The sequence below is a fragment of the Frigidibacter sp. genome (assembly GCF_030695035.1).
Classification (GTDB): domain Bacteria; phylum Pseudomonadota; class Alphaproteobacteria; order Rhodobacterales; family Rhodobacteraceae; genus Frigidibacter.
Genome location: NZ_JAUYTT010000022.1, coordinates 1 through 24,682, shown reverse-complemented (window position 1 = coordinate 24,682; position 24,682 = coordinate 1). Strand labels below are relative to the sequence as shown.

Genomic DNA, 24,682 nt, shown 5'->3' with positions numbered 1-24,682 from the left:
AAAATCAAGTATATACATAGAGAAGGTGTCATCAGCGAGCACTGCGGCGGGCGGCGGAGGATCGGACATGCGGATTCATGCGGCGGCAGCGTTGTTGCCCGGCGGCTGGGAACGGGATGTGACGCTGGTTGTGGCGGATGGCCTGCTGGTATCGGTCACGCCCGGCAGCGCGGCCCTCCCCGACGATATCCGAGTCGAGGCGTTGGTACCCGGCATGCCCAACCTGCACAGCCATGCCTTCCAGCGCGGCTTTTCCGGCCTGACCGAATGGCGCGGGGCGGGGCGCGATAGTTTCTGGACATGGCGAGAGATGATGTATCGCTTTGCGCTGCAGCTTGATCCCGAAGGGATGGAGGCCATCGCCGCCCTGGCCTGTGTCGAAATGCTGGAGGCAGGCTTTACGCGGCTGGGGGAATTCCACTACCTGCACCATGCGCCGGACGGCCGCCCCTATGCCGACCCCGCCGAAATGTCGCGGCGCATCTTCGCCGCAACCGAGGCCACGGGAATCGCGCTGACCCATCTGCCGGTGTTCTATGCTCATGGCGGCTTCGGCGGGGCGGCCCCGACCGAGGGGCAGCGTCGTTTCGTGCAGGATGTCGATGGCTTTGACCGGCTGATGGAGGCTTGCGCCGCTAGCCTTCACCGGCCGCAGGACCGGTTGGGCCTTGCGCCACATTCGCTGCGCGCAGCGACGCCGGAGCAGATCCGCAGGCTGGCGCAGGTCTGGCCGGGCCGCCCCTTCCATATCCACATTGCCGAACAGGCGAAGGAGGTGGAGGATTGCCTTGGCCATTGTGGGGCCCGCCCGGTGGAGTGGCTGATGGACAATGCCCCCGTCGGGCCAGAGTGGTGCCTGATCCATGCGACCCATCTGACCGCGGCCGAGGTCGCTGCGATTGCGGCCAGCGGCGCGGTGGTGGGCCTTTGCCCGCTAACCGAGGCCAATCTGGGCGACGGCACCTTTCCCGCCGCCGATTTTCTGGCGGTAGGGGGCCGCTTCGGCATCGGCACCGACAGCAATGTGTCTATCTCGGTCACCGGCGAATTGCAGATGCTGGAGTATTCGCAGCGCCTTGCCCATCAGGCGCGCAACATCTGCGCCACGTCCGGCTCGACCGGCACCGTGCTGTTCACGGCGGCTTTGCAAGGCGGCGCGCAAGCCCTTGCCGCGCCCGCGCCGGTGCTGGCGCCCGGCGCGGGCGCCGATCTGGTGGCGCTGCGCGACCCGCTGGGTCTGGACGATACCGGCAGCCTGCTGGACCGCTGGATCTTTGGCGCGGGTGTCACCGTGGCCGATGTCTGGGCCAGCGGCGCGCATCTGGTCGAGGGTGGCCGCCACCGCGAGCGCGACCGCATCTTCGGCGCCGCGGCAAAAGCGATCCGCCGTTTGATCTGAGCCGCCCGGAGAGGGCGCAGAGCCGCAGTCAAACTGGAGCCATTGCTGAGCGAGCCGGTCCGCTATTCTCCGTCGATGGCCGGCACCTACCGCACCCCGGTCGTGGCGTTGATCCGCGGCTTGGCGATGCAAAGGGAATGGATGAGGCGACGGAGGCGGTGCGCGCCCTGGTGGACCGGGCGGGCTGACCCCTGCCCCGGATAAAGGCCCGCTGACCATCGGCCTTCAGGGCGCGCTTGCAGCCTTGCTCCGCCTTGCGACCGGGTGGCCTCTGGCAGATGTGACGCGTGCTGCAAATACGAAGAAGGCCTCGGGTGGGCGCAACCCTCGTTGCCTACCTGAGCTGCCGTGCACGGCGTCACACCCCCGCTCCCTCCCCAGCCGACCGAAACTGCCGCGCATGGTGCTCGACCCACCGGTATTGCTGCTCGTTTTCCACGGTCTCCGGAAACTGGCCGCGCAGTAGCGCAACCGCTTCGGCGGGTGCCTTGCCGGCCTCCACTAGATGCATCGCGGCAACCAGCCCGCTGCGGCCCGCGCCGTGGTGGCAGCACATGCCGACGGCACCGTCCGCGGCGAAGACCTGCGCAAACACGGGCCGGAGCCGGTGCCAGCCGCGCAGGAAGGCCGCGTTTGGAACGCCGTAATCCTCGATCGGCAGAGCGAGGCATCGCAGGGCCTTGGCCTTCACGCCCGCCCGCAGCAGGGGCATGGCCTCCGCTGGCAGTTCAGCGGCCTGCGCATGGACCAGCAGCAGCTGCATCCCTGCCGCTGCCGCCTCGGACAGGGTGGCATCGAGCAGACCCGGATTGATCCAGGACTGGCCGCGGAAATCGGTATCGAGGCCGGGAAAGCCCATGGTGATGACACGGCCGCCGCCAGGGCGCGTGCAGATGGTGCGCACCGAGCTGAAATCGGCGTCGTCGGAAAACTCGTCGGGCATGGACTGTCCTTGGCAAGGAAGCGCGCCCCTGTGCCGGGGCGCGCAGGAAGGGTCGATCAGCGGATCGGGTAGGGATACATCAGGCCGCCATCCGCGACATGGGCGTTGAGCGTGCTGGCACGGTCGAGCCCGAAGGGCGTGCCGGTGCCGAGGTGACGCTCGAAGACCTCGCCATAGGAGCCGACCTGTTTGACCACCTGATAGGCCCAGTCCTGCGGCAGGCCCAGCTTGGCGGCCATGTCGGTGGTGGCGGCATCCGTGCCGAACAGGCGCTGCACATCGGCTGGTTTCTGGGCAAGGTCCGCGACGATGTCATCGACATTGGCCGAGGTGACGCCGTGGGCGTCGGCGTTCAGCATGACCTGAAAGGCCCAGAACAGCGTCGCCTCGAGGGCCTGATCGGGGCGGGCGACCAGCGTCAGCGGCTCGGCCGAGATCACTTCGGGCAGGATCACATAGTCGCCCGGGGTCGGTGCCAGCTGGCGGTCGGCCGTCAGCGCGGTCACGTCCGAGGCATAGACATCGCATTTGCCCGAGAAGAAGGCCTCCAGCCGCGCGGTCTTGTCGGCGATGTTCTCGACCCGGTAGGTCATGCCCTTGGCGGCGAACCAGTCGGCGATGTTCAGAAGCGTGGTCGAGCCGTCCTCGGCGCAGATATTGGCCTTGTCGAGTTCGGCCGCGCTTTGCACGCCAAGCGCGCTTGGCACCATGAAGCCCTGACCGTCGAAGAAGGTGGTCACGACAAAGGCCATGCCCTCATCGGCGTCGCGGGTGCCGGTCTGTGTGATCGAGCGCGAACCCATATGCGCCTCACCGGCGACGATGGTCTTCATCGAGTCGGAAAAGCCGACGCCGCGGATATCGGCCTTGGTGGCATCGCCCAGGATGGCGGCGGCGGCCATGCGGCAGAAATCGGCGTTGAAGCCCTGAAACACGCCTTGGCTGTCGGGCACGGAAAAGCCCGGCGCGGTGGCGCTGACAAGGCAGATCAGGCTGTCCTTGGCCTTGATGTCGTCCATCACCGGCCCGGCAAGGGCAGGTGCGGCAGCAAGCGCGAGGGCAGAGGCGGTCAGCGACATGAGGATCTTGGAGGTGGTCATGGGGAATCTCCTGCGGATGTGAGGCATCACCGGATGCCCAACATGTATACAGGTATATTTCTTTAGTTTCATGACAAATCTACCGGCTGCGCGCGCTTTGCTGACGATGCAGGTCACGCCCCACCCAGGACAGGAATGCGCAGGACAGCAAGAACCACATTCCGACAAAGGCATAGGCCTCCAGCGCGTATTGCCCCCATCCGGGTTCGCTGAACGCCATGCGCGCGGTCGAGGTCAGGTCATGGATCCCCAGCACCACAACCAGCGAGGTATCTTTGTAGGCACCGATGACTGAGTTCACCAAGGCGGGCAGGCTGCGCGACAGCGCCTGCGGCAACAGCACCAACCGCATGGTCTGGCCCCAGGATAGCCCCAGCGACGCGGCCGCCTCGGTCTGGCTGGCCGGCAGCGATTGCAGCCCGCCGCGCACATCCTCCGCAAAGTAGGAGGCGTGAAAGAAGATCAGCGCGATCAGCGTCGCCATCACCGGGCTGATCCTTGTGCCGGGCGGCAGGGTCAGCGGTAGCACGAACACGCCCACGAACAGCACGGTGACCATGGGCACGCCGCGCATCGCCTCAATATAGACCACCGCCACCCGGCGCAGCACCGGCCAGCGTCCCTGGTAGCGCAGCACGGCCAGCGCCACCCCAAGGGGGAAGGCCAGCGCGATGGCGATGACTGACAGGATCAACAGCACCGGCATCCCGTTCCAGCGCGACATGTCGACCGGGGCAAGCCCCGACCATCCCCCGCCCATCAGCGCAAAGACAAGCGGGATCACCAGAACCCAGAGGGCAAGCAGCACCCGTGGCCCGACCCCGCCAAGCCGGCCGGTGATGCGCAGCCCGACCATGCCCGACAGCGCCAGCAGCAGCACCGAGACCAGCGCCGGGCGCCAATGTTCGGCATAGGGATAGGTGCCGAACAGCATGAAGCGGCTCTTTTCCACATAGAACCGCCAGCAGGCCCCGGCAGCCTCGGCGCATGCCTCCATCGGCCGCAGAGGTGAGACGGCAGAGACCAGCGCCCAGTCCAGCACCGCCGAAGCCACCCAGACCGCCAGCGCGGCACTCAGCGCCGAGACCAGCGCGGTGACCGGGGTGCCGGCCCATTGGCGCAGCAGGTCGCGGCGCTGTTCGGGCGGCGGCGCTGCGGGGATCATGGCGCGCTCCTTGCACTGCGGGCGCGCAACGCCTCGTTCAGGCGGTTCATCACCGAGGAGGCCAGCAGGCTGAGCCCCAGATACAGCGCCATGGTGATCAGCATCATCTCCAGCGGCCGGAAAGTCTGGTTGATGATCGTGCCGCTGACCGACATCAGGTCGGAATAGCCCACGACAATGGCGACAGAGGTGTTCTTGATCAGGTTCACATATTGGTTGATCATCGGCGGAATGACGATCCGCAGCACCTGCGGCAGCACCACGAAGCGCGTCACATGGCGAGGGGTCAGCCCCAGCGCCCGCGCCGCCTCTACCTGCCCCGTCGGCACCGCCAGGATACCGCCGCGCACCACCTCGGCAATCTGCGCGCCGTGATAGAGGCCGAGGGTCAGCAGGACCACCAGGAACTGCACCGACAGCCGCGCGCCGCCGGCGAAATCGAACCGCTCGAAGGCGGGGATCGTTGGCACCAGCGGCACATCAGCCAGCAGTGCAAAGGCCATCGGCAGGCCCAGAAGCAGGGCCACCGCCACGGGCATCACGGGGAGTTCCCGTCCCGTTTCCCACTTGATCCGGCGCGCCCGGCGGCCCCACCAGAACGCGGCCAGTGCCCCCGCCACAAGCGGCAGCAGCAGCCAGATCTGGCTCGGATCGGGCTCGAACATCGGCATGTAGATCGAGCGGTTGGACAGATGGAACGGCCCCAGCGACAGCGCCTCGCGCACCGGGGGCAGGCCGCGCACTGCCAGCACATAAAGCACCAGCAGCACGAGGATCTTCGGCAGGTTCCGGAACAGCTCTACATACAGCAGCGCAACCACCCGCCCCGCCGGGCTGGGGGAGACGCTGACCAGCCCCATCAGCACCCCCACCACCGTCGCCAGCACCAGCCCGGCCAGCGCCAGCAGCACCGTGTTCAGCAGCCCGGCCAGAATGGCCCGCGCATAGCTGTCTTTCGCCGCGTAGGGGATCAGGTTTTCGCTCAGGTCGAACCCGGCGGTCTGCGCCAGAAACCCGAAGCCGGGGGTGACGCCGGCCCCCCGCATGTTCAGCCAGATGTTCGCCCCCAGCACGGCAAGCGCCAGCAAGATCAGGGCCACGACGACGGTCCCCAGCCGGTCGGGCGGTTTGCGGGCCGCAGGCGGCGGTGAGTGTTGCATCGGCAGGCTCCGTCGGATATCTTAGCCTGCACACGTGTATACATGTGATGCAACAGATTTGTGGCACGCCCTCACCCAAGGTCAAGACATCCATGCCGCTCAGTGACGCCAAGCCCCGCGCAGACGATATCGCAGATGCCATCCGCGCCCGGATCTGCCTGCAGCCGGTGACGGACCAGACCATGCTGCTGGAAGGCACCCTCGCCGCCGAGTTCGGCGTCTCGCGCACGCCGGTGCGGCAGGCCCTGCAGCGGCTGGCCTATGAGGGGCTGATCGAGGTGCGCACGGGCGTCGGCTCGTTTGCCAATGCGCTCGACCCCGCAGCGCGCGGGCTGCATCTGGCGGTGCATTGCGGGCTGCTGCGGCTGGTGGGCGCCCTGCCCGACGCGCCAGTGCCGCGCGACATCGGGCGCGGGCTGGAGGGGCTTTCGCGCCAGGCACAGCACCCTGACCCGATGGACGCAGCCGCGGTCTTCGAACTGTTCTCGGAGCTGAACGCGAACCTCTCGCGGCTGATCCCCGATCCGGTGATCGCCGATGCCCATCTGATCAGCGGCTGGCGCGTGCTGCGCTGGTTCCTGGCCGATCTGCGCCAGGGCGGGTCCGACACGCCCCAAACGGTCGTCAGCCTCTGCCGCTTGGGCACGGCAGACACCGGGAATGGCCGGGCGGCCCTGTTCGCGGCAGCCGCGGCGCTGTTCGACCCTTCAAGGCTAGCGCCGGCAGGCTGACGCCCGAACACCGCTGACGGGTTGCGCCGGGGTCGCGCCAAGCTCACCCGCCGGCTTCGAGGGTGACCCAGAGGACTGACCGTCCTCCGGACTTTGTGGCAGCGCGAGAACGCCGGGGAGACCGGACTGACGCTCGCCGCCATGCGCTTCGCGTCTGACCTGCCGCTTAACTTTCATCCGGCCGCGACCGAAACAGCCCGGCCCCGGCAAGCACATGATCCCGCGGATTGACCTTCAAGGCTCCCTGGCTGAGCTGCTGCCGGTTTCGTGGACACGAAGATAAGATCGTGCCCCATGAATCGGAGAGTGGATATGACGAGACGGAAGTTCAGCCGCGAGTTCAAGGTCGAGGCCGTCAGGCTGGTGACGGATCGGGGTGTGGCGGTGGCGCAGGCCGCGCGTGACCTCGATCTGGCAGAGAGCGTGTTGCGGCGCTGGATGGCGAACGGTCGGTGATTGCGGACAACATCCTGGACCGGGATTTCGTGGCGGACCGGCGGAACCAGAAGTGGCTCGCCGACTTCGCCTATCTCTGGACTGTCGAGGGCTGGCTGTATGTCGCGGTCGTGCTGGACGGTCGTCGGGAAAACGATCCCCCGGATCGTTTTCTGATCCTCCTCCATTTCGCGGCGCGCCGTGGGCTGATGCATGAAGGCTGATCGGGATGCGTCACTGGTCATGGATGCGCTGATGATGGCGGTCTGGCGACGCGGCAAGGCCGATGCACTGCTCCATCATTCGAACCAGGGATCGCAATACACCAGCGAGCAGTTCCAGCGCCTGCTGGCTGACAACGGGATCACCTGCTCCATGAGCCGGGCAGGCAATGTCTGGGATCGAGCCATAGGAACGCCATTGGTCCGAGAGACCATGGCGAGGTCAGCGATGGAAAGCTTCTTCTCATCGCTGAAGACCGAACGGACCGCACGCAAGGTCTACCGCACCCGCGACGAAGCCCGAGCCGACGTGTTCGACTACATCGAGCGCTTCTACAACCCTCGGCGCCGACATTCAAAACTGGGCTACCTCAGCCCGATGGAGTTCGAGGCCCGTGCTATGCTAGCTTAACCTGCTGTCCACGAAACCGGCAGCAGCTCAGCCTGTGGTACGGTGACAAGGTCTGTTACAGCGCGGCATGTGCGTCGACCGAGACGCCGCCTGTTTCGATCAACACAAGTGCAATACGAGGGGTTCACCTACAAATCCAACGGCAACCAATGTGTTAAGGCGCACGACGCCCTGCTGCGAGGCCACAACCACTTGGTCGCCGATTGCAGCGCAAACCTTGAAATCACCGGAAAGATGGCTGCCCGATTGGGGCAGGCCGAATCATGCCTGATCTATCCTTGAGGACGCAAAGCTGCGGGGACAATGAGTTTCAGTCCGGCGCGCGCTCGCAGAGCGCTGCCCTAGAACGCCTGGCATTTTCCCAAAACAAGATTATCACTCAAAGGATCATCGTCCTGCGCGCGCTCTGTCCCTACGCTCAGCCACCCACCAGGAGACACCATAGTCAAACCTTCCGCCTTGACCCCGGCGCCGCCACCAATGTCATCTTCGCCTACAAGATGGACGCACGACGCCCCGGCCAGAAGAGGAACCAGAACATGATGACAGACCTTCACGTTGTCCCTGCTCGACGTGGTCGGGCAGTACGGTTGGCCAAGGGCCAAGCGATCCAGATCATCAACACGCATGGTCAGCAGGTTGTCGATACATGGTGCTTCAATGCCGATGACATGTCGGAGTTCATGTCGATGGAGCACCTGCATGCCACGCTTCAGGGGATCTTTCCCGCCACGGGTGACGGGCTTGCGACAAACCGGCGTCGGCCCATCCTGATCCTGGAAGAAGACACCTCACCTGGGCGCCATGATACGGTGATCGCCGCCTGCGACGTGCACCGCTATGCCGCGCTGGGCTGCACGCAGTACCATGACAATTGCACCGACAACCTGCGGGCCGCGCTGGGGCAGCTCGATCTGCGGACGGCGGACTGTCCGGCCCCCCTGAACCTGTGGATGAACATTCCGGTCGGCCCTGACGGCAAGATCACGTGGGGAGAGCCGCTCAGCAAGCCCGGGGATCGTGTGACCTTGCGTGCGGTCCTCGACTGCATCGTGGTCATGTCTACATGCCCTCAGGATATGATCCCGATCAACGGCGCCGCCTGCACTCCGACCGAGGTTCACTACCGTCTGATGCCCTGACCGGCCGTCAAGCCACGTCAGGGCACTGGCCGCTGCTCGATCCGGTAGACCCGGTCCGGTTCGTCGTCAGGCCTCCAAGGCGGTCAGGGTCAAGCAGCAATTCTGCTAATTTCTGACGAGGACCCTCTTGACCCTGTCACGCTGGGAAACCCCAGATTGGGCAAACGGCACTTCCGCCGACCCTTCTGAGAGGATCCGATTATGATCGAACTGACCCTTCCCGGCATGACCTGCGGCGGCTGCGCACGGGGCGTGACGGCCGCCATCAAGGCAATCGATCCCACCGCCGAAGTCGTCACCGACGTGGCCAATCGCAAAGTGCAGGTCACGACTGCGGTGGACACCGAGGCGGTGAAGGATGCCGTCAAGAAAGCAGGCTATTTGCCTGCATGACATGAGGGCGCCCTGTGTCGCAGTGACCGGGCCGGGGGAAATCCCCGGCCTTTGGCATTTCGCCCGCGCAGTTTCATTTCCCGGCACCCATTCAGAAACCCTTTGACCCTGACATCGTTGGAAGCCCCAGAACGCGATTCGAAGCGCATCACACATGAAGGGAATCGCATCATGAAGGACTTCACCTCCGCGCCGCCCAGCGGCACAATTGACAGCATTTCAATCCTTGGCATGACCTGCGCTTCCTGCGTCGGCCGCGTCGAGCGGGCCATTGCAAAGGTTCCAGGGGTCTTCTCGGCCTCGGTCAACCTAGCCACGGAACGTGCCGAAGTCCGCTACGACGCCGAACCTGTCCGCGAAGCAGTCGTCGCAGCTATTCGCAAAACGGGATACGAGGTCGAGGCTACAACGATGGAAGTCGGCATCGAGGGTATGACCTGCGCCTCTTGTGTCGGCCGGGTCGAAAAGGCCATCGCGGTGGTTCCGGGGGTGCTGTCTGCATCGGTGAACCTTGCGACCGAACGCGCGACGATCAAGGTTCTTGACGCTGGCCCCGAGATGGTGGGGGCAATTGAATCGGCTATCCGTGGCGCAGGTTATGCGCCCCACGCGGCGCGGGTTGATGCGACCGACAAGGCCGTCGCACGGGAAGAGGAGCAGAGGCGTCTGAAGCGCGATCTGCTCATTGCGGGCGGGCTGACCCTGCCGATCTTCCTTCTGGAAATGGGCAGCCACCTGATCCCCGCCTTGCATCATTGGCTGGCTATGACGATCGGGCGGACGCCGCTCTACATATTCTATTTCGTTCTGGCGACGATCGTTCAGTTCGGGCCGGGCCTTCGGTTCTACAAGAAGGGCCTGCCCGCACTGGCGCGACTTGCGCCCGACATGAATTCGCTCGTCGTTCTGGGATCGTCGGCGGCTTGGGCCTATTCGGTTGTCGCAACGTTTGCGCCCGGCTTGCTGCCGCAAGGCACGGCGAATGTGTATTTCGAGGCATCCGCCGTGATCGTGACGTTGATCCTGCTGGGCCGGTTCCTTGAGGCCAAAGCCAAGGGCCGCACGTCCGAGGCGATCAGCCGCCTGATGGGTCTGCAGGCCAAGACCGCCCGCATCCTGCGCGGCGCGGATTTTGTGGAAGTGGCGCTGGACACTGTTGAGCCGGAAGACGTGGTGCAGGTCCGTCCTGGTGACCGCATTCCGGTTGATGGCACCGTCCTGACCGGCTCATCCTTTGTGGACGAGGCGATGATCACGGGCGAGCCTGTGCCGGTGGCAAAGTCGGAAGGCTCCAGCGTGACCGGCGGCACCATCAACAAGACCGGCTCCTTCACCTATCGGGCGGAAAAGGTTGGCGCGGATATGATGCTGTCGCAGATCATTCGCATGGTCGAAAGCGCGCAGGGGGCAAAGCTGCCGATTCAGGCGCTGGTGGACCGGGTGACGGCCTGGTTCGTGCCCGCCGTCATGGCAGCCGCCGCGTTGACCTTCGGCGTCTGGTGGATCTGGGGCCCCGATCCGGCAATGACCTTCGCATTGGTCAATGCCGTTGCGGTCCTCATCATCGCTTGCCCCTGCGCCATGGGACTGGCCACACCAACGTCGATCATGGTCGGCACCGGGCGGGCGGCAGAGCTTGGCGTGCTGTTTCGCAACGGTGAAGCCCTGCAAAGCCTGACGTCGGTCGGTGTCGTCGCGCTCGACAAGACCGGCACCCTGACCGAAGGGCGCCCGTTGCTGACCGATCTTGTGGTGTCGGCTGGTTTCACACGGTCTGACATTCTGGCACTGGTTGCCGCTGCCGAAGCCTCGTCCGAGCATCCCGTGGCGACCGCGATTGTTGAAGCCGCGCGGTCTGAAGGCCTGATCGTCCCAGAGGCTGGCACTTTCGAGGCGATCCCCGGTTACGGGATCCGGGCGATGGTCAATGACCGGCGCATCGAAGTCGGGGCCGACCGCTTCATGACGAGCCTTGGTGTGGACATTGCGCAGTTTGCCGATCAGGCGGCGGATCTCGGCACCAAGGCGCGCACGCCACTTTATGTTGCGGTCGAAGGTCAGCTGGCGGCCCTGATCGCCGTGGCTGACCCGATCAAGGCGTCAACGCCATCGGCCATTGCCGCCCTGCATCACCTGGGTTTGAGGGTCGCCATGATCACCGGCGACAACAGGCGCACCGCCGAAGCCATTGCTGCCGAACTGGGCATTGATGAGATCGTGGCAGAGGTGCTGCCCGAGGGCAAGGTTGCCGCCATCAAGGCGTTGCGTGCCGGGGGCCGTTCGGTCGCCTTCGTCGGCGATGGCATCAACGACGCCCCTGCACTCGCCGAGGCGGATGTCGGGCTGGCCGTTGGCACCGGAACGGACGTGGCCATCGAAAGCGCCGATGTGGTGCTGATGGGCGGCGATCTGACCGGGGTTTCCAAGGCGATCGGGCTGTCGCGCGCCACCATGCGCAACATCCGGCAGAACCTGTTCTGGGCCTTTGCCTATAACGCGGCCCTGATCCCGGTGGCAGCAGGAGTTTTGTATCCGGTCAGCGGAACGCTGCTGTCGCCGATGCTGGCCGCCGGTGCGATGGCCCTGTCATCGGTGTTTGTCCTGGGAAATGCGCTGCGACTGAAGCGCTTTGCCCCCGCCGTCGGCTCCTCCCCGCGCGCCGCCATGGGGCATCCCGTCGCACAGCGCACGTCATTAACAGACTGATCAAGGAACTTGCATCATGTCGCACAACCACATTGAACTGTTCACGACGCCGACGTGCCCCGACTGCGCAATCCTCAAGCGATGGCTGGAGGCGCAGGGACTGGTTTATATTGAGCGGGACCTTCGAATCCCGGGGATCGCCGAAGAGGCCCGCCGCCGAACTGGCCTGCGTATTGCCCCGATCACGATCATTGACGGGAAGGCGCTGTGGGGGCCGGCGGCAGACCAGGTCGCCCGTCTGCGGCCGCTGATCGGCGTCGCCCACGCGTATTGAAACCGACCGGCAAAAGGCGCTTGACCTTCCAACGATGGAAAGGTTCACGATGTCCTCAATCAGGTCACCCCATCCAGGACCTAAGGGAGAACCACCATGAACATCGGTGACGTTGCCAAGGCCACGGGTATTTCGGCCAAGATGATCCGCTATTACGAAGACACCGGTCTGATCCGCGCCGCCTTGCGCACCTATTCAGGCTATCGTGTCTATACCGAGAATGACATCCAGACGCTGCGCTTTGTCCGTCGTGCCCGCGATCTGGGCTTCACCGTCAAGCAGATCAACGACCTGCTGACCCTGTGGCGTGATCGCGGCCGCGCCAGCGCCGATGTAAAGCAGATCGCGATGGGCCACGTCGCAGAGCTTGAGACGAAGATGAGGGAACTGAAGGAGATGACGGAAACTCTGCGTCACCTTGCGTCGAACTGTCAGGGCGACAACAGGCCGGATTGCCCGATCCTGATGTCACTCGGCAATGCCGCCCCGGATGCTCCCGTTCCCCCGCTGCGTGACCGCAAGAAGACCCGCGGTTTCGAGCGGGTGTGACAGGCACCCGGTTCGCTCGCAGCGCAGACGCCCTCTCGGGGTGACAACCACCCTTCAAGATTTCCACAGGAGTTTTTCACATGACCCATGTGACACGTCGCCGCTTTCTGGCCGCAGGCGCAGTTTTTGCCACATCCCCCGCTCTCCTCGGGACTGCGTTCGCGCAGGACACCACAGGAATGACGTTGCGCGCCACCACAAGAACGCTCGATATCGATGGCCGCGCAGCCAGCGTTTACGGGCTCGAGAACACCGCGGGTGGACAGGGGCTAATCCTTGATCCTGGCCAACGGTTTGCTGTGGATCTGACGAACGATCTCGACGTCGAAACCATCATTCATTGGCACGGCCAGATCCCTCCCAATGTGCAGGATGGGGTGCCGGGCCTGCCGATGCCCCTGCTGTCACCCGGTGAACGGCGGTCTTATGACTTCGCGCCAATGCCGGGCACGCACTGGATGCACAGCCATGTGCCGGTACAGGAAATGCAACTGCTGGCCGCCCCGCTGATCGTGCGCAGCGCGGCCGATCTGGCCGCCGACCGGCAGGAGGTAGTGATGTTCCTGCACGACTTCTCGTTCAAACCCGCCGAGGAGGTTTTGGTCGAGATCACCGGCGGCGCCGGGCACGACATGGCAGGGATGGATCATGGTACGCCCCCGCCCGCCGGAGCCACGGACGGCATGGCGGGAATGGACCATGGCACCATGGGCGGCATGGCGATGGACCTGAACGACTACAATTTCGACGCCTATCTCGCCAATGACCGCACCCTGAACGACCCCGACGTGATCCGCGTCGAGGCAGGAGGCCGGGTCCGTCTGCGCATCATCAATGCGGCGGCGGCAACCGTGTTCTGGATCGACACCGGCGCAGTTCAGGGACGGCTGGTTGCGGTTGATGGCCATGAGGTTCTGCCCGTCACCGGCACCCGGTTCGGCATCACAATGGCGCAGCGGTTGGATATCGAGATCGACCTTCCCGCCGGTTCCGGCACACTTCCGATCCTCGCCCTGCGCGAAGGCGCGCGCGAGCGGACCGGGATCGTGCTGGCCACAGCGGGCGCAAAGGTGTCGCGCATCGACGCTCTGGCCGAAACCGCGGCCCCGGCCTTCGACACTGGGCTTACGCAGGAACTGTCGCTGCGGGCGGCCAATCCGCTGGCAGCGCGCGCGGCGTCAAGAACCCACATGATGATGTTGGGCGGATCGATGCAGCCCTATATCTGGACAATCGACGGCAAGACCTGGGGCGATCATGTGCCGGTGACCGCGACCAGCGGAGAACGGATCGAGATCATGTTCCACAACATGTCGATGATGGGCCATCCGATGCACCTGCACGGCCATGCGTTCCAGGTGGTGGGCATCGGCAATCAGCGCTTTGCGGGGGCGGTGCGCGACACTGTCTATGTGCCGCCGATGGCCATGGTCACAATCGCCATTGATGCAGGCGAGGCCGCGCGCTGGATGCTGCATTGCCACCACATGCCGCATCTTACCACCGGTATGATGACCGAATTCGCGGTCAGCGCATGATAGTGACAGGCCGGGGCCGTCGAAAGGGCGGCCCGGTCCTTGCCTTTGAATATGGACATCTGAGACCATGATCCCGTGCAAGACCTTGCCTACAGCCCTAATATTTTCGGCGCTGCCCTTTTCGGCCTTCGCTTTTTTTCATTCGGGTTCACCCGACGTGGACGTGGGCCGCGCGCTCTATGCTCAGCACTGCGCGGCCTGCCATGGCGCAAACCTTGAAGGCCAGCCAGACTGGCGCAGCCCCGACGCCAACGGCCTTTACCCTGCGCCACCGCATGACGAAACCGGCCACACCTGGCACCATGATGATGCGATGCTGACCGATTACATCACCCGGGGTGGGCAAGCCGTTCTGAAGGATATGGGGGTCGACTTCACCTCGGGGATGCCGGGTTTCGCGGAGGTGTTGGAAAAGGATGGGATCGAGTCGATCCTCAACTACATCAAATCGACATGGCCTGAACCCGGTCGCAGGGTTCAGGCCGAACGATCAGAAAGGGTACCCGTCGATTGACGAATGCGCCAGAACGGTTCAGTTGTCCATGGCAGTGAAAATCCGGATCAACTGCAGGATCTTGTAGCTTTCAGCTTCGATCACCACGATCCGATCGTCCACGACCGCGTAGCGTTGTCCATATGGCAGCGGCGGCAGGTCATAGCGCACGAAATCGTCCAGGTAGATCAGATCACTTCGGTCTATCACATCCCCCGTCCGGTCACCGTTCAGCCACTGATCAGTGGTCACACCCTTCTTGGCCTGCCCCGGCGGCACGCAAGGCGGGTTTTTCTTGGCCAATCCCGGAGGGCATCCTTTCGAGTCAGCGAAAGCAGCGCCAGCGGTCAAGACGATTGCCAGAACGAAGCATGAGAGAATACGAGCCAAACCAAACCGTAACGTAGTTGCAGGGCTCGGCTTGACCGTCCCGCGCGTTGCTATCGGAAATGACTCGGACGACGGTTTCATGCGAACTTGTCTAGTCCCCTTTCAAAGCGTTGGTGCATCGACGAGCTGCTATATACTGGCTGACTTCGCGAGCCCAGATTCTGTCGCAGCCCCACCATTACGCAAGAATACGCACTTGTGTCTCGCGTTCACCGTGGCAGTTCAGTGGAACACCGACCTCTCCGTATCGCCTGAAACTCGGCTTCAGGCGCGTCTGAACAAACCGCCAGCCAGAGCGCCGACAGCTAGTAAGGATGACGGGCCTCGCACAACATGGGGAATGGGTGGCGATGGGCCACCCATTCGTCAATCAATCGAAGCGCTTGATCTCGCTATACGCACCCGCAACGCGCAGGGTTACGTTGACAGCAGCGTCGCCACGATTGCGCCAGAACCAGCCATGGTTGCCGGTAAAGGCGGCCGTTAGTTCGCCAGCGGCTCCGGGAACAGCACGACCCTTTTCATAGCTGATGCTGTTGCCGGGCCCATCGCCATGCAGGTCGAAGTTGACCTCGCCGCCCTCGACAGCCCATTCGAAGGAGGCAACCGCGCTCTCTTCCATCACCAGCTTGATCTCGATCCCCTGACCGGGCGCCAGCGCGAAGGTGATCTCTTCGGTCCACGCCGCCGCTTCGGCCGGCGCCTCCTGCGCGTGGGCAGTGCCTACCATCGCACCGAAGATCACATCCAGAAGACCCGGCTGCAGCGACGATTGCGGCTCGACATTGCCTTCCATCATCAAACGGTCAGCTTCGGCTTCCTCGGCGAGCTGGATTTTGATCTCGCCCATCTCGGCAAGGCCAAGGGCGCCGCCAATGCCGGTCGGGTCGATCCCGTACTCGGAAGGCCAGACCACGGTGACGAGGATCAGCGCAGCCGCCCCCGCCGCGATGGCGGTGGAGCGCCAGAGCTGGCGCGCGGTCGGCAGGTCGTCAAGGTTCGGTCGGTGTGCGTTGTGCATAGTCTGTCCTTTCACGAGAGCGCGAGGCCCGTCAGTTGATAGAATACAAGAAGGAAGCCCGCCGACATCATCACGACATTGGCGGTATAGGCCTGGCCCCAGAACCGGGGCGATCTGCGCCAGAAGCCCATCGCGATCAGGATGATCGACAGCGCCAGAAGCTGGCCCAGTTCGACCCCGATGTTGAAGGCGATGAGGTTGCCCAAGAGGCCGTCGGGCGCGATGTCATAATCGAGGATCTTGGTCGCAAGGCCGAAGCCGTGCAGCAGGCCGAAAGTCAGCGTCGCCGCACGGGTATCGGGTTGCACCCCGAACCAGCGCTGAAACGCGCCAAGATTGTCCAGCGCCTTGTAGACCACCGAAAAGCCGATGATGGCGTCGATGATGTAGCTGTTGAACTTGATGCCGAACCACACGCCGGCCAGCATCGTCACCGAATGGCCGATGGCGAACAGGCTGACATAAAGGCCGATGTCCTTCATCTTGTAGAGGAAGAAGATCACGCCAAGGAGGAACAGGATGTGGTCATATCCCGTCACCATGTGCTTGGCGCCAAGGTAGATGAAAGGGATGGGCAGGAAGCCGGAAACCTCCTGCACGTAACCGGCGTCGCCTTCGGTCACGTTATGGGCCTGCGCAGCGCCCGCCGTCAGAACGGCAAGGGCCAGTGTGGCAAGGGTAATCCAGATGCGCGAGGGCATCCGGGTCGGATAGGTCATGATGTGATCCTGTAGTGCAAGGTCTGAGGATGACCGCGCAGCCCGTGCGCTGGCCGGTTCAGGTCTTCAGACCACTTCCCTCGGGGGCCGCCGCGGTCCGTCCCGGATCGCACCTGACAGCACGGGCAGATCATTGCATTCGGCGGCTGTCCGCAGATCGAAGATTTCGGCCTCCTGCGAGGCAAGGATGACGAAGGTTGCGTGATCGTGGTCGGTGCTGTCGTGATGCTGGTGGCTCTCGGCCTGCCATGTCTCGCCCTTCTCGGCATGCCAAGCGGCATGATCCGCTTCGGCAGCCAAGGTGCCGGGGCCATGGGTCAGCGCGTTCACCACCGGGGCAGACCCCAGTGACAGCAGCAACATCAACACGGCCAGCGACCGCAAGACCCAGTCCAACCTGCGCATCTGTTCCCTCGGCCAAAACCCTGTTTGCAGGGCCGTCTTGTTTCTTGCGCTATCCCCCCATGGGGGATAGGCCTTTCATATGTCAGAACCTCATATCCACGCAAGTCACCCTGCCATTGCCACCCGGCTGAAACGCGCCGAGGGGCATCTTCGGCGCGTCATCGGAATGATTGAGGAAGGGCGGCCCTGCGTCGATCTGGCCACGCAGCTGCACGCCGTCGAGCGGGCGGTTGCCGAGGCGAAGCGGGCGCTGATCCATGACCATATCGACCACTGCGTGACCGCTGGGGGCGAGCACGACCTGGCCGAGATCAAATCCCTGACAAAGCTCCTCTAGATGCTGAAGACTCTGCGCAACCCGACCTTCCGCCACCTCTTCGCCGCTCAGATCGTGGCGCTTCTGGGCACGGGTCTGGCGACGGTGGCGCTTGGGCTGCTTGCCTGGCAACTGGCAGGCGACAATGCCGGCGCCGTCTTGGGCACGGCGCTGGCGATCAAGATGGTGGCCTATGTCACGCTGGCCCCGGTTGCGGCCGCCGTGGCCGAACGCCTGCCGCGCCGGGCATTCCTTGTGGTGCTGGACCTGATCCGCGCGGGCGTGATCGCTTGCCTGCCCTTCGTCGATCAGGTCTGGCAGATCTATGTGCTGATCTTCTTCCTTCAGGCCGCATCCGCAGGCTTTACTCCGGCCTTTCAGGCAGTGATCCCGGATGTGCTGAAGGATGACGACGACTACACCAACGCCCTGTCTCTGCTGCGCCTGGCCGAGGATCTCGAACAACTTGCTTCGCCCATGATCGCGGCGCTGCTGCTGACCGTGGTCAGCTTTCCGGTGCTGTTCGCGGGCACGGTCGTTGGCTTCATCGCTTCGGCCCTGCTGGTCCTGACCGCGTGCCTGCCGGACCGGGCGCGCGGCGAGAACAGCCCTTTCTGGGCCGACGTCACCAAGGGCATGCGCATCTACACCCGAACGCCCCGCCTGCGCGGGCTGATGGTGATGGAGGCCGCCGTCGCCGCAGCCGGAGCGATGGTCTACGTGAACACCGTGGTACTGGTGCAGGCCCGGCTGGGCCTGGGCGAGCAGGCCGTGGCCTTGGCCTTCGCGGGCTTCGGCGCGGGGTCGATGCTGGCGGCCTTCCTGCTGCCGCGCATGCTTGAGCGGTTCGAGGATCGCCCGGTAATGATCGGCGGAGCCGCATTGATGGTGGCGGGTGTGGCGCTGGTGCCGCTGGTGGGCGGGCTGGAGATTCTGATCGCCCTCTGGGCGCTGATCGGCTTCGGCTTTTCCCTGACGCAAACGCCTATCGGCCGCATCATCAACCGCTCGGCCCGCGAGGCTGACCGGGGCGCGGTCTTTGCCGCCCAATTCGCGCTGAGCCATGCCTGCTGGCTGGTGACCTATCCGCTTGCTGGCTGGGTCGGCGCAGGCGCGGGGCTGACTGTTGCGTCGCTGGTCTTGGCCGGGATCGGTGCGATCGGGTTGATTGCCGTCCTGCGCATCTGGCCTGTGGGGGATGAGAGCGTGCTGCCGCACGACCATCCGGATTTGCCCGCAACTCACCCGCACCTGTCGCAGCATGGCCCCCATCATTCCCATGCCTTCGTGATCGACGACCTGCACCGCCGCTGGCCGCGTGCAGGCTGACCATGGCTGAACTGGCCGAACTCATTCTTGAAGCCTTCGCTGCCGCAACCTTGATCCCCGCGCAGTCCGAAGCCTTGTAGTCGCGATAATCCTGTCTGCCGGTCAGCAGGTTTGGCTGCTCCTTATTGTGCGACCGCCGGCAACGTACTTGGTTCGGTTATAAACTGGACGATGGAACGGTTTCTCATCCGGTTTTAGCATTGCCCCTGGTTCCCTTTTCGCAGAACCGCGACCAGCGCAAGCATCGACAAAGCTGCTGCGACCCAGTCCATGGGTGCGGGAGTGCAGGAAACAGCCAAGCGAGATAATTTACTCCGGAAGTCCAGCACCCAGCCCGGCGAAAATGTCTTCACGGAAAAGTATCATCAGTAGACAAGGAAGGAGGTTGCATGAAGTTGTGATTGTGCCGACAGGCGATCGATAGTGCCAACCCGATCTTTGCGTTGACACATGGTGCCGGACGGCAGAAGGGTCATTCGATCTGACAATCGGGATTCTCGCAGTTGCGATGGTGTTTTGTCAGTCTTCATGGTTTGGAGGAAGTCCCGCAAACCAGTGGATCGTGCCCTGCGAGCCCGACCGTTATCAAAGCAGGTGACATGACCGAAATTCCGCCGCCCGTAACCCCTCCTCCCTTCCGTGCCGAACGTCGTCGTGGTCGACAGATCCTGAAAGCTGTTTTGGCTCTGGCGGTGGTCATTGCTCTTGTTGGCATCGGCACCTTGTCCTGGCTGGTCTATGCGGTCCCGCTTGATCTTGCGACTGATCGAACCGAGGCAGCACCGGCGGTCATTGTCGAGGCGGCAGATGGCACGCTCATCGGGCTGCGCGGCGAGTTGCGCGGCACTGCGGCGACGCGGGCAGATCTTCCGGATCACCTCGTCAAAGCCATCGTAGCCATCGAGGACCGGCGTTTCTTTGACCATGGCGGCATCGATTTTCGCGGAGTGGCGCGCGCGGCCTGGCGGAACTTTCGCGCCAATGGTGTGGTCGAAGGCGGCAGCACGATCACCCAGCAACTCGCCAAGATCGAGTTTCTGACCAGTGAACGCACGATGAAGCGCAAGGCGGACGAGGCGTTGATCGCGCTGCGGTTGGAAGCGCGGCTTTCCAAGGACGAGATTCTGACGCGCTATCTGAACAATGTGTACTTTGGCGGCGGTGCTGTCGGCATCGGGGCTGCAGCGCTTGCCTATTTCGACAAATCCGTCAGCGATCTGACACTTGCCGAGTCCGCCATGCTGGCCGGGATCATCCGCGCTCCCTCGAAGGCCAATGCACTGCATAACCTTGAAGACGCGCAGACACGCGCCAGTGTGGTGCTGGGCGCCATGGTGGATTCCGGCGTGCTGACGGAAGCCGAAGCGTCAGCCGCGCGAACTGCGCCAGCGACACCGAACACGAGCGCGCCAAGCAGGAACGGTGGCAGCTGGTTTGCCGACTTTGTCTTGAGCGAGGCCTCGGCGATGGTCGGACCCGGTTTGGGCTCGGTCCGTGCCAAGACCACACTCCGCCCAGAGTCGCAGGCGCTGGCAGAACGCGTCATTAGCGAGAAGCTGGCCGACACGGCGGACGCCAGCCCGCTAGAGGTCGCGCTGGTTGCGATGACACTTGACGGTGCCGTGGTGGCAATGGTCGGAGGCCGGGACTACGCAGCCAGCCAGTACAATCGGGCGGTGCAGGCACGGCGCCAGCCGGGTTCCACATTCAAGTTGTTCGTCTATCTGGCGGCGCTTCGAAAAGGCTGGACGCTCGACAGCGCCCTGCTCGACACCCCGATCGAGATCGGCGACTGGCGGCCCGAAAACTATGCCGGGAACTATGTGGGTCGCGTGCGCATGGATCAGGCGTTTGCGCAGTCACTGAACGCGGCGACTGTGCGTCTGGCCCAAGAGGTTGGCATCGACGACATCATAGCCGCCGCAAGCGATCTCGGCATCGATGCCGAACTGGAACGCAATCTGAGCCTATCGCTCGGCACATCAGGTGTCGGCCTTCTTGACCTCACCGGAGCCTTCGCTTCGGTCGCAGCGGGCCGGATGCCGATTCAGCCGTGGGCAATCTCCAGCCTTGCACCGACGACTGGCAAGGGCGGCCTGCTCGCCGCGCTTCCCCATCAGGCCACTCAGCCTCTGGATCACCATGCGGAGCTCATATCACTTCTTGAGGGGGTGGTGCGCAATGGCACCGGACGAAACGCGGCACTTGATGGCTTCGCTGCAGGGAAGACGGGAACCAGTCAAGGCAACCGCGATGCGTGGTTCGTGGGATTTTCGGACCAGCTTGTGGTCGGGGTGTGGGTGGGCAACGACGACGACACGCCCATGCCGGGCGTAACAGGCGGTGACCTTCCAGCACGGATCTGGCAAGCCTTCATGGCAGAGGAAACCGGCCTTTCACCCTTGCAGCTCGGAACTGTCCGCCCGCCAGAGGCGTTGGCGGCGCCGCCACCGGTCATCAATCGGGCTCCAGTACGTATCGACAATGGCAATCCGGGCGGAGGCAAGGATCGCGGCAAGAAGAGCCGTGGGGGCGGCAAGGGCAAAGGCAAAGGCAATAAGCGCTGAGCTTCCTGTCACCTCCCTCGTTTTCTGCCGCCGCAACGCGACCAGTCAGTCGGCGCGACCGCGCATCTGAATAGCTGCGACCTTGAAGCGCCTTGTAGAACAATCCGATGGAGTCAAGGATGTGTCTCATAGGCATGCTTTTGATCGGTACCCAGAAATGAACCGCCTCGTACTCTCCCGCCGCACTGCCCTGTTCGCGCTTGCCGCTGGTTTTGCCGGCGGCCTTCGCCCCGCAGCCGTCCTCGCCGCGCCAACCGCGATCCGCGTGGCCAAGGATCCGGGTTGCGGGTGCTGCGGGGCGTGGATCGAGATCATCGAAGCTGACGGTTTCGCCGCCACCATCGACCTGCTCGATTACGACGCCCTTCAGGCCCACAAGATCGCCAGCGGAATCCCGGAAAACCTGGCCTCCTGCCATACTGGCCACGTCGAAGGCTACGCTATCGAAGGCCATGTGCCCCCCGCCGACATCCGCCGTCTCCTGGCAGCGCGCCCCGACGCCGTTGGCCTGTCGGTGCCGGGCATGCCCCACGGCTCCCCCGGCATGGGACCGGAGACGGAGCGTGAGGCCTACATCGTCTACCTGATCCGCCGCGATGGCAGCGCCGAGGTCTTCACCACCTACGACGCTGCCTGACCGGCTCAGGCCAGACTGGCAAGGTGCAGCGCCAGACCAAGCGCCGCGGCCCCGCCCAGGACCGTCGTCATGCCCAGCTTCAGGCGGAACACCGCGACCAGCGCCAGCACCGACAGGGCCGCTGCGGCCCAGTCCACTGACGCCAGGACCGGCAGTTCCATCGACAGGGGCCCGGCGTCGATCCGAACCACCTCGCGCCAGATGACATGGATCGCAAACCAGAGCGCGAGGTTGAGGATCACCCCCACAACCGCCGCCGTCACCGCCGTCAGTGCCGCCGACAGTGCGTTGTTCGACCGCAGCCGCTCCATGAAGGGTGCGCCGAGAAATATCCAGGCAAAGCAGGGCGCGAAGGTCACCCATGTGGCCAGCAGGCCGCCGAGACTCCCCGCGATCAGCGGCGCGGCCCAGCCGGCCTCGCGGAAGGCCCCCATGAACCCCACGAATTGCAGCACCATGATCAGCGGCCCCGGCGTTGTCTCGGCCATGCCCAGACCGTCAAGCATCTCGCCCGGCGCCAGCCAGCCATAGGTGCCGACCGCCTCCTGCGCGACCCAGGCCAGAACCGCATAGGCCCCGCCAAAGGTGAGCACGGCCAGCTTCGAGAAGAACGTGGCGATATCGGCAAACACGCTGCCCGGTGCCAACAGCAGCAATGCCGCGACCGGCGCCAGCCACAGCACCAGAGCCGCCGCGCCCGCCCGGAAAGCCCCGGCGCGCTTCGCTCCCGTCAGATCGCCGTGCTCCTCGCCAAGCAGGCTGGCGGCGTCATCGACATGGGCGCGCCCGACGGCCCCATGCCCGCCGCCGCCCTGAAACCCCGCAAGCCCGGCCTTGGCCCCGGCCCATCCGACCAGCGCCGCCACCGCGACGATCAGCGGAAAGGGCGCGCCAAAGGCAAAGATCGCGGCGAACGAGGCGGCGGCGATGGCCTGCATGGCGCGGTTCTTCAGCGCCCGCTTGCCCACCCGCACCACGGCCTGCAACACGATGGCCAGCACCGCCGCCTTCAACCCGAAGAACAGCGCCGAGACAAAGCCCACATCCCCCCAGACCGCATAGACCCAGCTGAGCGCCATGATCGCCAGGACGCCCGGTAGGATGAACAGCAGCCCCGCGATCAGCGCGCCGCGCACCCCGTGCATCAGCCAGCCGATATAGGTTGCCAGTTGCTGCGCCTCGGGGCCGGGCAGAAGCATGCAGAAGTTCAGCGCGTGCAGGAACCGCCCATCCCCGATCCACCGCTTTTCCTCGACCAGGATGCGGTGCATCACCGCGATCTGTCCGGCCGGCCCGCCGAAGGACAAGGCCGCGATCCGCGCCCAGACCCTCGCGGCCTCTCCCAGGGTGGGATAGTCCTTGCCGGCGCTCATCTTGCCTTCCCGGTGTTGGTCGGCCAGTTGTGCTGCTCATCCGTCGCGTCCCGCGCCCAACGATAGAACGCGTCGTAAAGTGCGACGCCGGCTTCCAGCTGGGCCAGATCGTCCGAATACATCCGCGACAGCCCAAGCGAAGCCGCCAGCAGGCCCGCACATTCCGGCGCGAGATCGGGCCGCGCGGTATCGGCTCCGCGCACGATCAGCGCCAGCCTGTCCAGCGCCGGGGTGGACAGGCCGAACTCGGCCAGCAGCACATCGAAGGTGCAAAGCTCGGCGCGGTGGCTCCAGAACACGCCCTCGATGTCATAGGGCATTGCGCCAAAGCGCTCGGCCACGTCCTGCACTTCCGCAGGGGCGACGAACAGGAATACGGCGCGCGGGTCGATGAAGCGGCGGATCAGCCAGGGACAGGCGATGCGGTCGATCTTGGGCCGCGAGCGGGTGACCCAGATCGAACGACCCTGCGCATCTCGCGCAGTGATCTTGCCGGGGTCGATCAGGGGCAGTCCCGCCGCGACCCATGCCGTTTGCCCTCCCAGCAGGTATTCCGCCTGCAGACCTTCATGCCTCAACCAGGCTGCCGCGCCTTGGCTGAGCTGATGGCCCTCGGCACAGACAACAACAACCGGGCCGGACATCCGGGCGGCAAGAGCAGTGAGGCTTTCCGGAGAAACCTCTGCCTCGGGGAGAGGGCGCGCCCCAGGCAGAAGGCGCGGATCCGCGGCGCGAACAGCGTCGCGCCTTACATCGAGGATCACCGGAGACTTTGGCGTCCCAAGAAGGCGGGACAGTTGTTCACAGGAAATGGCGTCAGGCGCAGGCATCTGCGTTCCTCCTTGGGAGCGGGGGGCAGGACTGGAACGCGATCTTCAGCTGGCGCCTCGTGGGGAGGTCGCGGATCCCCATACCGAATTTCTCTCGATTTGGGGATAGTTTGTCAAGGAGACGACTTCGGCGCCCGACGTCGCGCCATCGGTAAGAGCCTTCAAAAGCAAAAAGGGCCCCCGCAGGGTGGCCTCGTTCAACGTTGATGTGGCGTTGATGCTGAATGCTGAACGCAAAAACCGCCCCGTGGGACGCCGTGTTTTGACTTAGTCTTTGTAATCATTCAGGAATCTGGTTGCGGGAGTAGGATTTGAACCTACGACCTTCAGGTTATGAGCCTGACGAGCTACCGGGCTGCTCCATCCCGCGTCCGTGCCCGCGGGCATTGAGTGCTTGCGGGTGTGGTGTAGTTATTGACATCGTATATTGAGAG

General features: G+C 64.3%; 24 protein-coding genes, 1 tRNA gene and 1 pseudogene. 15 read left to right on the top strand and 11 right to left on the bottom strand.

Annotation, left to right across the window (positions count from 1 at the left end; genetic code table 11):
* The first annotated feature begins 67 nt into the window (after positions 1-67).
* Positions 68-1,399 carry a formimidoylglutamate deiminase gene (locus tag Q8S30_RS18650; RefSeq protein ID WP_305667524.1) on the top strand — a complete coding sequence of 444 codons (1,332 nt, stop codon included), beginning with the start codon at positions 68-70 and terminating at the stop codon, positions 1,397-1,399.
* Positions 1,400-1,757: 358 nt separating this feature from the next.
* On the opposite strand, the gene Q8S30_RS18645 is transcribed toward Q8S30_RS18650, so the two are convergent.
* The 4 genes from Q8S30_RS18645 to Q8S30_RS18630 all read right to left on the bottom strand — a co-directional run bounded on the left by Q8S30_RS18645 (position 1,758) and on the right by Q8S30_RS18630 (position 5,767).
* The gene (locus Q8S30_RS18645) at positions 1,758-2,342 is read right to left on the bottom strand and encodes a hypothetical protein (protein ID WP_305667523.1); all 585 of its coding nucleotides are present in this window, start codon (positions 2,340-2,342) and stop codon (positions 1,758-1,760) included.
* 56 nt (positions 2,343-2,398) lie between these two features.
* A complete protein-coding gene (locus Q8S30_RS18640; protein ID WP_305667522.1) occupies positions 2,399-3,442 on the bottom strand; it encodes a transporter substrate-binding domain-containing protein in 1,044 nt (347 codons plus the stop codon).
* Between the two features lie 79 nt (positions 3,443-3,521).
* Positions 3,522-4,607: an amino acid ABC transporter permease gene (locus Q8S30_RS18635; protein ID WP_305667521.1), complete on the bottom strand. Its 1,086-nt coding sequence runs from the start codon at positions 4,605-4,607 to the stop codon at positions 3,522-3,524.
* Positions 4,604-5,767 (bottom strand): amino acid ABC transporter permease, encoded by a 1,164-nt coding sequence (locus tag Q8S30_RS18630; RefSeq protein WP_305667520.1) that lies wholly within the window; start codon positions 5,765-5,767, stop codon positions 4,604-4,606. The genes Q8S30_RS18635 and Q8S30_RS18630 overlap by 4 nt, the downstream gene beginning before the upstream one ends.
* Before the next feature lie 92 nt (positions 5,768-5,859).
* On the opposite strand from Q8S30_RS18630, the gene Q8S30_RS18625 reads away from it, so the two are divergent.
* The 10 genes and pseudogenes from Q8S30_RS18625 to Q8S30_RS18580 all read left to right on the top strand — a co-directional run bounded on the left by Q8S30_RS18625 (position 5,860) and on the right by Q8S30_RS18580 (position 14,682).
* A complete protein-coding gene (locus Q8S30_RS18625; RefSeq protein WP_305667519.1) occupies positions 5,860-6,498 on the top strand; it encodes a GntR family transcriptional regulator in 639 nt (212 codons plus the stop codon).
* A 294-nt stretch (positions 6,499-6,792) separates the two neighbouring features.
* Positions 6,793-6,954: a transposase gene (locus tag Q8S30_RS18620; RefSeq protein WP_371135553.1), complete on the top strand. Its 162-nt coding sequence runs from the start codon at positions 6,793-6,795 to the stop codon at positions 6,952-6,954.
* Positions 6,939-7,566: pseudogene (locus Q8S30_RS18615) on the top strand (IS3 family transposase); the annotation flags it as partial. The gene Q8S30_RS18620 and the pseudogene Q8S30_RS18615, both read left to right, overlap by 16 nt.
* Positions 7,567-7,829: 263 nt before the next feature.
* Entirely contained in the window at positions 7,830-8,708 is an 879-nt protein-coding gene (locus Q8S30_RS18610) for an urea carboxylase-associated family protein (RefSeq protein ID WP_305667517.1), read from the top strand.
* A 201-nt stretch (positions 8,709-8,909) separates the two neighbouring features.
* Entirely contained in the window at positions 8,910-9,101 is a 192-nt protein-coding gene (locus Q8S30_RS18605) for a heavy-metal-associated domain-containing protein (protein ID WP_305667516.1), read from the top strand.
* A 171-nt stretch (positions 9,102-9,272) separates the two neighbouring features.
* A complete protein-coding gene (locus tag Q8S30_RS18600) occupies positions 9,273-11,807 on the top strand; it encodes a heavy metal translocating P-type ATPase (protein WP_305667515.1) in 2,535 nt (844 codons plus the stop codon).
* A 16-nt stretch (positions 11,808-11,823) separates the two neighbouring features.
* A complete protein-coding gene (locus tag Q8S30_RS18595; RefSeq protein ID WP_305667514.1) occupies positions 11,824-12,081 on the top strand; it encodes a glutaredoxin in 258 nt (85 codons plus the stop codon).
* Positions 12,082-12,177: 96 nt separating this feature from the next.
* Positions 12,178-12,630, top strand: a complete 453-nt coding sequence (gene cueR / locus Q8S30_RS18590; protein ID WP_305667513.1) for a Cu(I)-responsive transcriptional regulator — start codon at positions 12,178-12,180, stop codon at positions 12,628-12,630.
* Between the two features lie 80 nt (positions 12,631-12,710).
* Positions 12,711-14,168, top strand: coding sequence for a multicopper oxidase family protein (locus Q8S30_RS18585; RefSeq protein ID WP_305667512.1), 1,458 nt, complete (start codon positions 12,711-12,713; stop codon positions 14,166-14,168).
* Positions 14,169-14,235: 67 nt separating this feature from the next.
* Positions 14,236-14,682: a cytochrome c gene (locus tag Q8S30_RS18580; protein ID WP_305667511.1), complete on the top strand. Its 447-nt coding sequence runs from the start codon at positions 14,236-14,238 to the stop codon at positions 14,680-14,682.
* Between the two features lie 18 nt (positions 14,683-14,700).
* Here the strand turns inward: Q8S30_RS18580 and Q8S30_RS18575 are convergent, their stop codons facing one another.
* The 4 genes from Q8S30_RS18575 to Q8S30_RS18560 form a co-directional block, all read right to left on the bottom strand.
* Positions 14,701-14,964 (bottom strand): hypothetical protein, encoded by a 264-nt coding sequence (locus Q8S30_RS18575; RefSeq protein WP_305667510.1) that lies wholly within the window; start codon positions 14,962-14,964, stop codon positions 14,701-14,703.
* Between the two features lie 457 nt (positions 14,965-15,421).
* Positions 15,422-16,072, bottom strand: a complete 651-nt coding sequence (locus Q8S30_RS18570) for a transmembrane anchor protein (protein ID WP_305667509.1) — start codon at positions 16,070-16,072, stop codon at positions 15,422-15,424.
* Between the two features lie 11 nt (positions 16,073-16,083).
* A complete protein-coding gene (locus Q8S30_RS18565; RefSeq protein ID WP_305667508.1) occupies positions 16,084-16,791 on the bottom strand; it encodes a HupE/UreJ family protein in 708 nt (235 codons plus the stop codon).
* A gap of 66 nt (positions 16,792-16,857) precedes the next feature.
* Positions 16,858-17,196 carry a hypothetical protein gene (locus Q8S30_RS18560; RefSeq protein WP_305667507.1) on the bottom strand — a complete coding sequence of 113 codons (339 nt, stop codon included), beginning with the start codon at positions 17,194-17,196 and terminating at the stop codon, positions 16,858-16,860.
* Positions 17,197-17,275: 79 nt separating this feature from the next.
* On the opposite strand from Q8S30_RS18560, the gene Q8S30_RS18555 reads away from it, so the two are divergent.
* From Q8S30_RS18555 to Q8S30_RS18540, 4 genes are all read left to right on the top strand, one after another.
* Positions 17,276-17,533 (top strand): metal-sensing transcriptional repressor, encoded by a 258-nt coding sequence (locus tag Q8S30_RS18555; RefSeq protein ID WP_305667506.1) that lies wholly within the window; start codon positions 17,276-17,278, stop codon positions 17,531-17,533.
* Positions 17,534-18,841 carry an MFS transporter gene (locus Q8S30_RS18550; RefSeq protein WP_305667505.1) on the top strand — a complete coding sequence of 436 codons (1,308 nt, stop codon included), beginning with the start codon at positions 17,534-17,536 and terminating at the stop codon, positions 18,839-18,841.
* A 599-nt stretch (positions 18,842-19,440) separates the two neighbouring features.
* On the top strand, positions 19,441-21,408 hold the full coding sequence (locus Q8S30_RS18545; RefSeq protein ID WP_305667504.1) for a transglycosylase domain-containing protein: 1,968 nt from the start codon (positions 19,441-19,443) through the stop codon (positions 21,406-21,408).
* Positions 21,409-21,565: 157 nt separating this feature from the next.
* A complete protein-coding gene (locus Q8S30_RS18540; RefSeq protein WP_305667503.1) occupies positions 21,566-22,045 on the top strand; it encodes a DUF411 domain-containing protein in 480 nt (159 codons plus the stop codon).
* Positions 22,046-22,050: 5 nt separating this feature from the next.
* On the opposite strand, the gene chrA is transcribed toward Q8S30_RS18540, so the two are convergent.
* The 3 genes from chrA to Q8S30_RS18525 all read right to left on the bottom strand — a co-directional run bounded on the left by chrA (position 22,051) and on the right by Q8S30_RS18525 (position 24,618).
* On the bottom strand, positions 22,051-23,418 hold the full coding sequence (chrA, locus tag Q8S30_RS18535) for a chromate efflux transporter (protein WP_305667502.1): 1,368 nt from the start codon (positions 23,416-23,418) through the stop codon (positions 22,051-22,053).
* Positions 23,415-24,248: a sulfurtransferase/chromate resistance protein gene (locus Q8S30_RS18530; protein ID WP_305667501.1), complete on the bottom strand. Its 834-nt coding sequence runs from the start codon at positions 24,246-24,248 to the stop codon at positions 23,415-23,417. The genes chrA and Q8S30_RS18530 overlap by 4 nt, the downstream gene beginning before the upstream one ends.
* Positions 24,249-24,541: 293 nt before the next feature.
* Positions 24,542-24,618, bottom strand: a tRNA-Met gene (locus Q8S30_RS18525).
* Between the last annotated feature and the right edge of the window lie 64 nt (positions 24,619-24,682).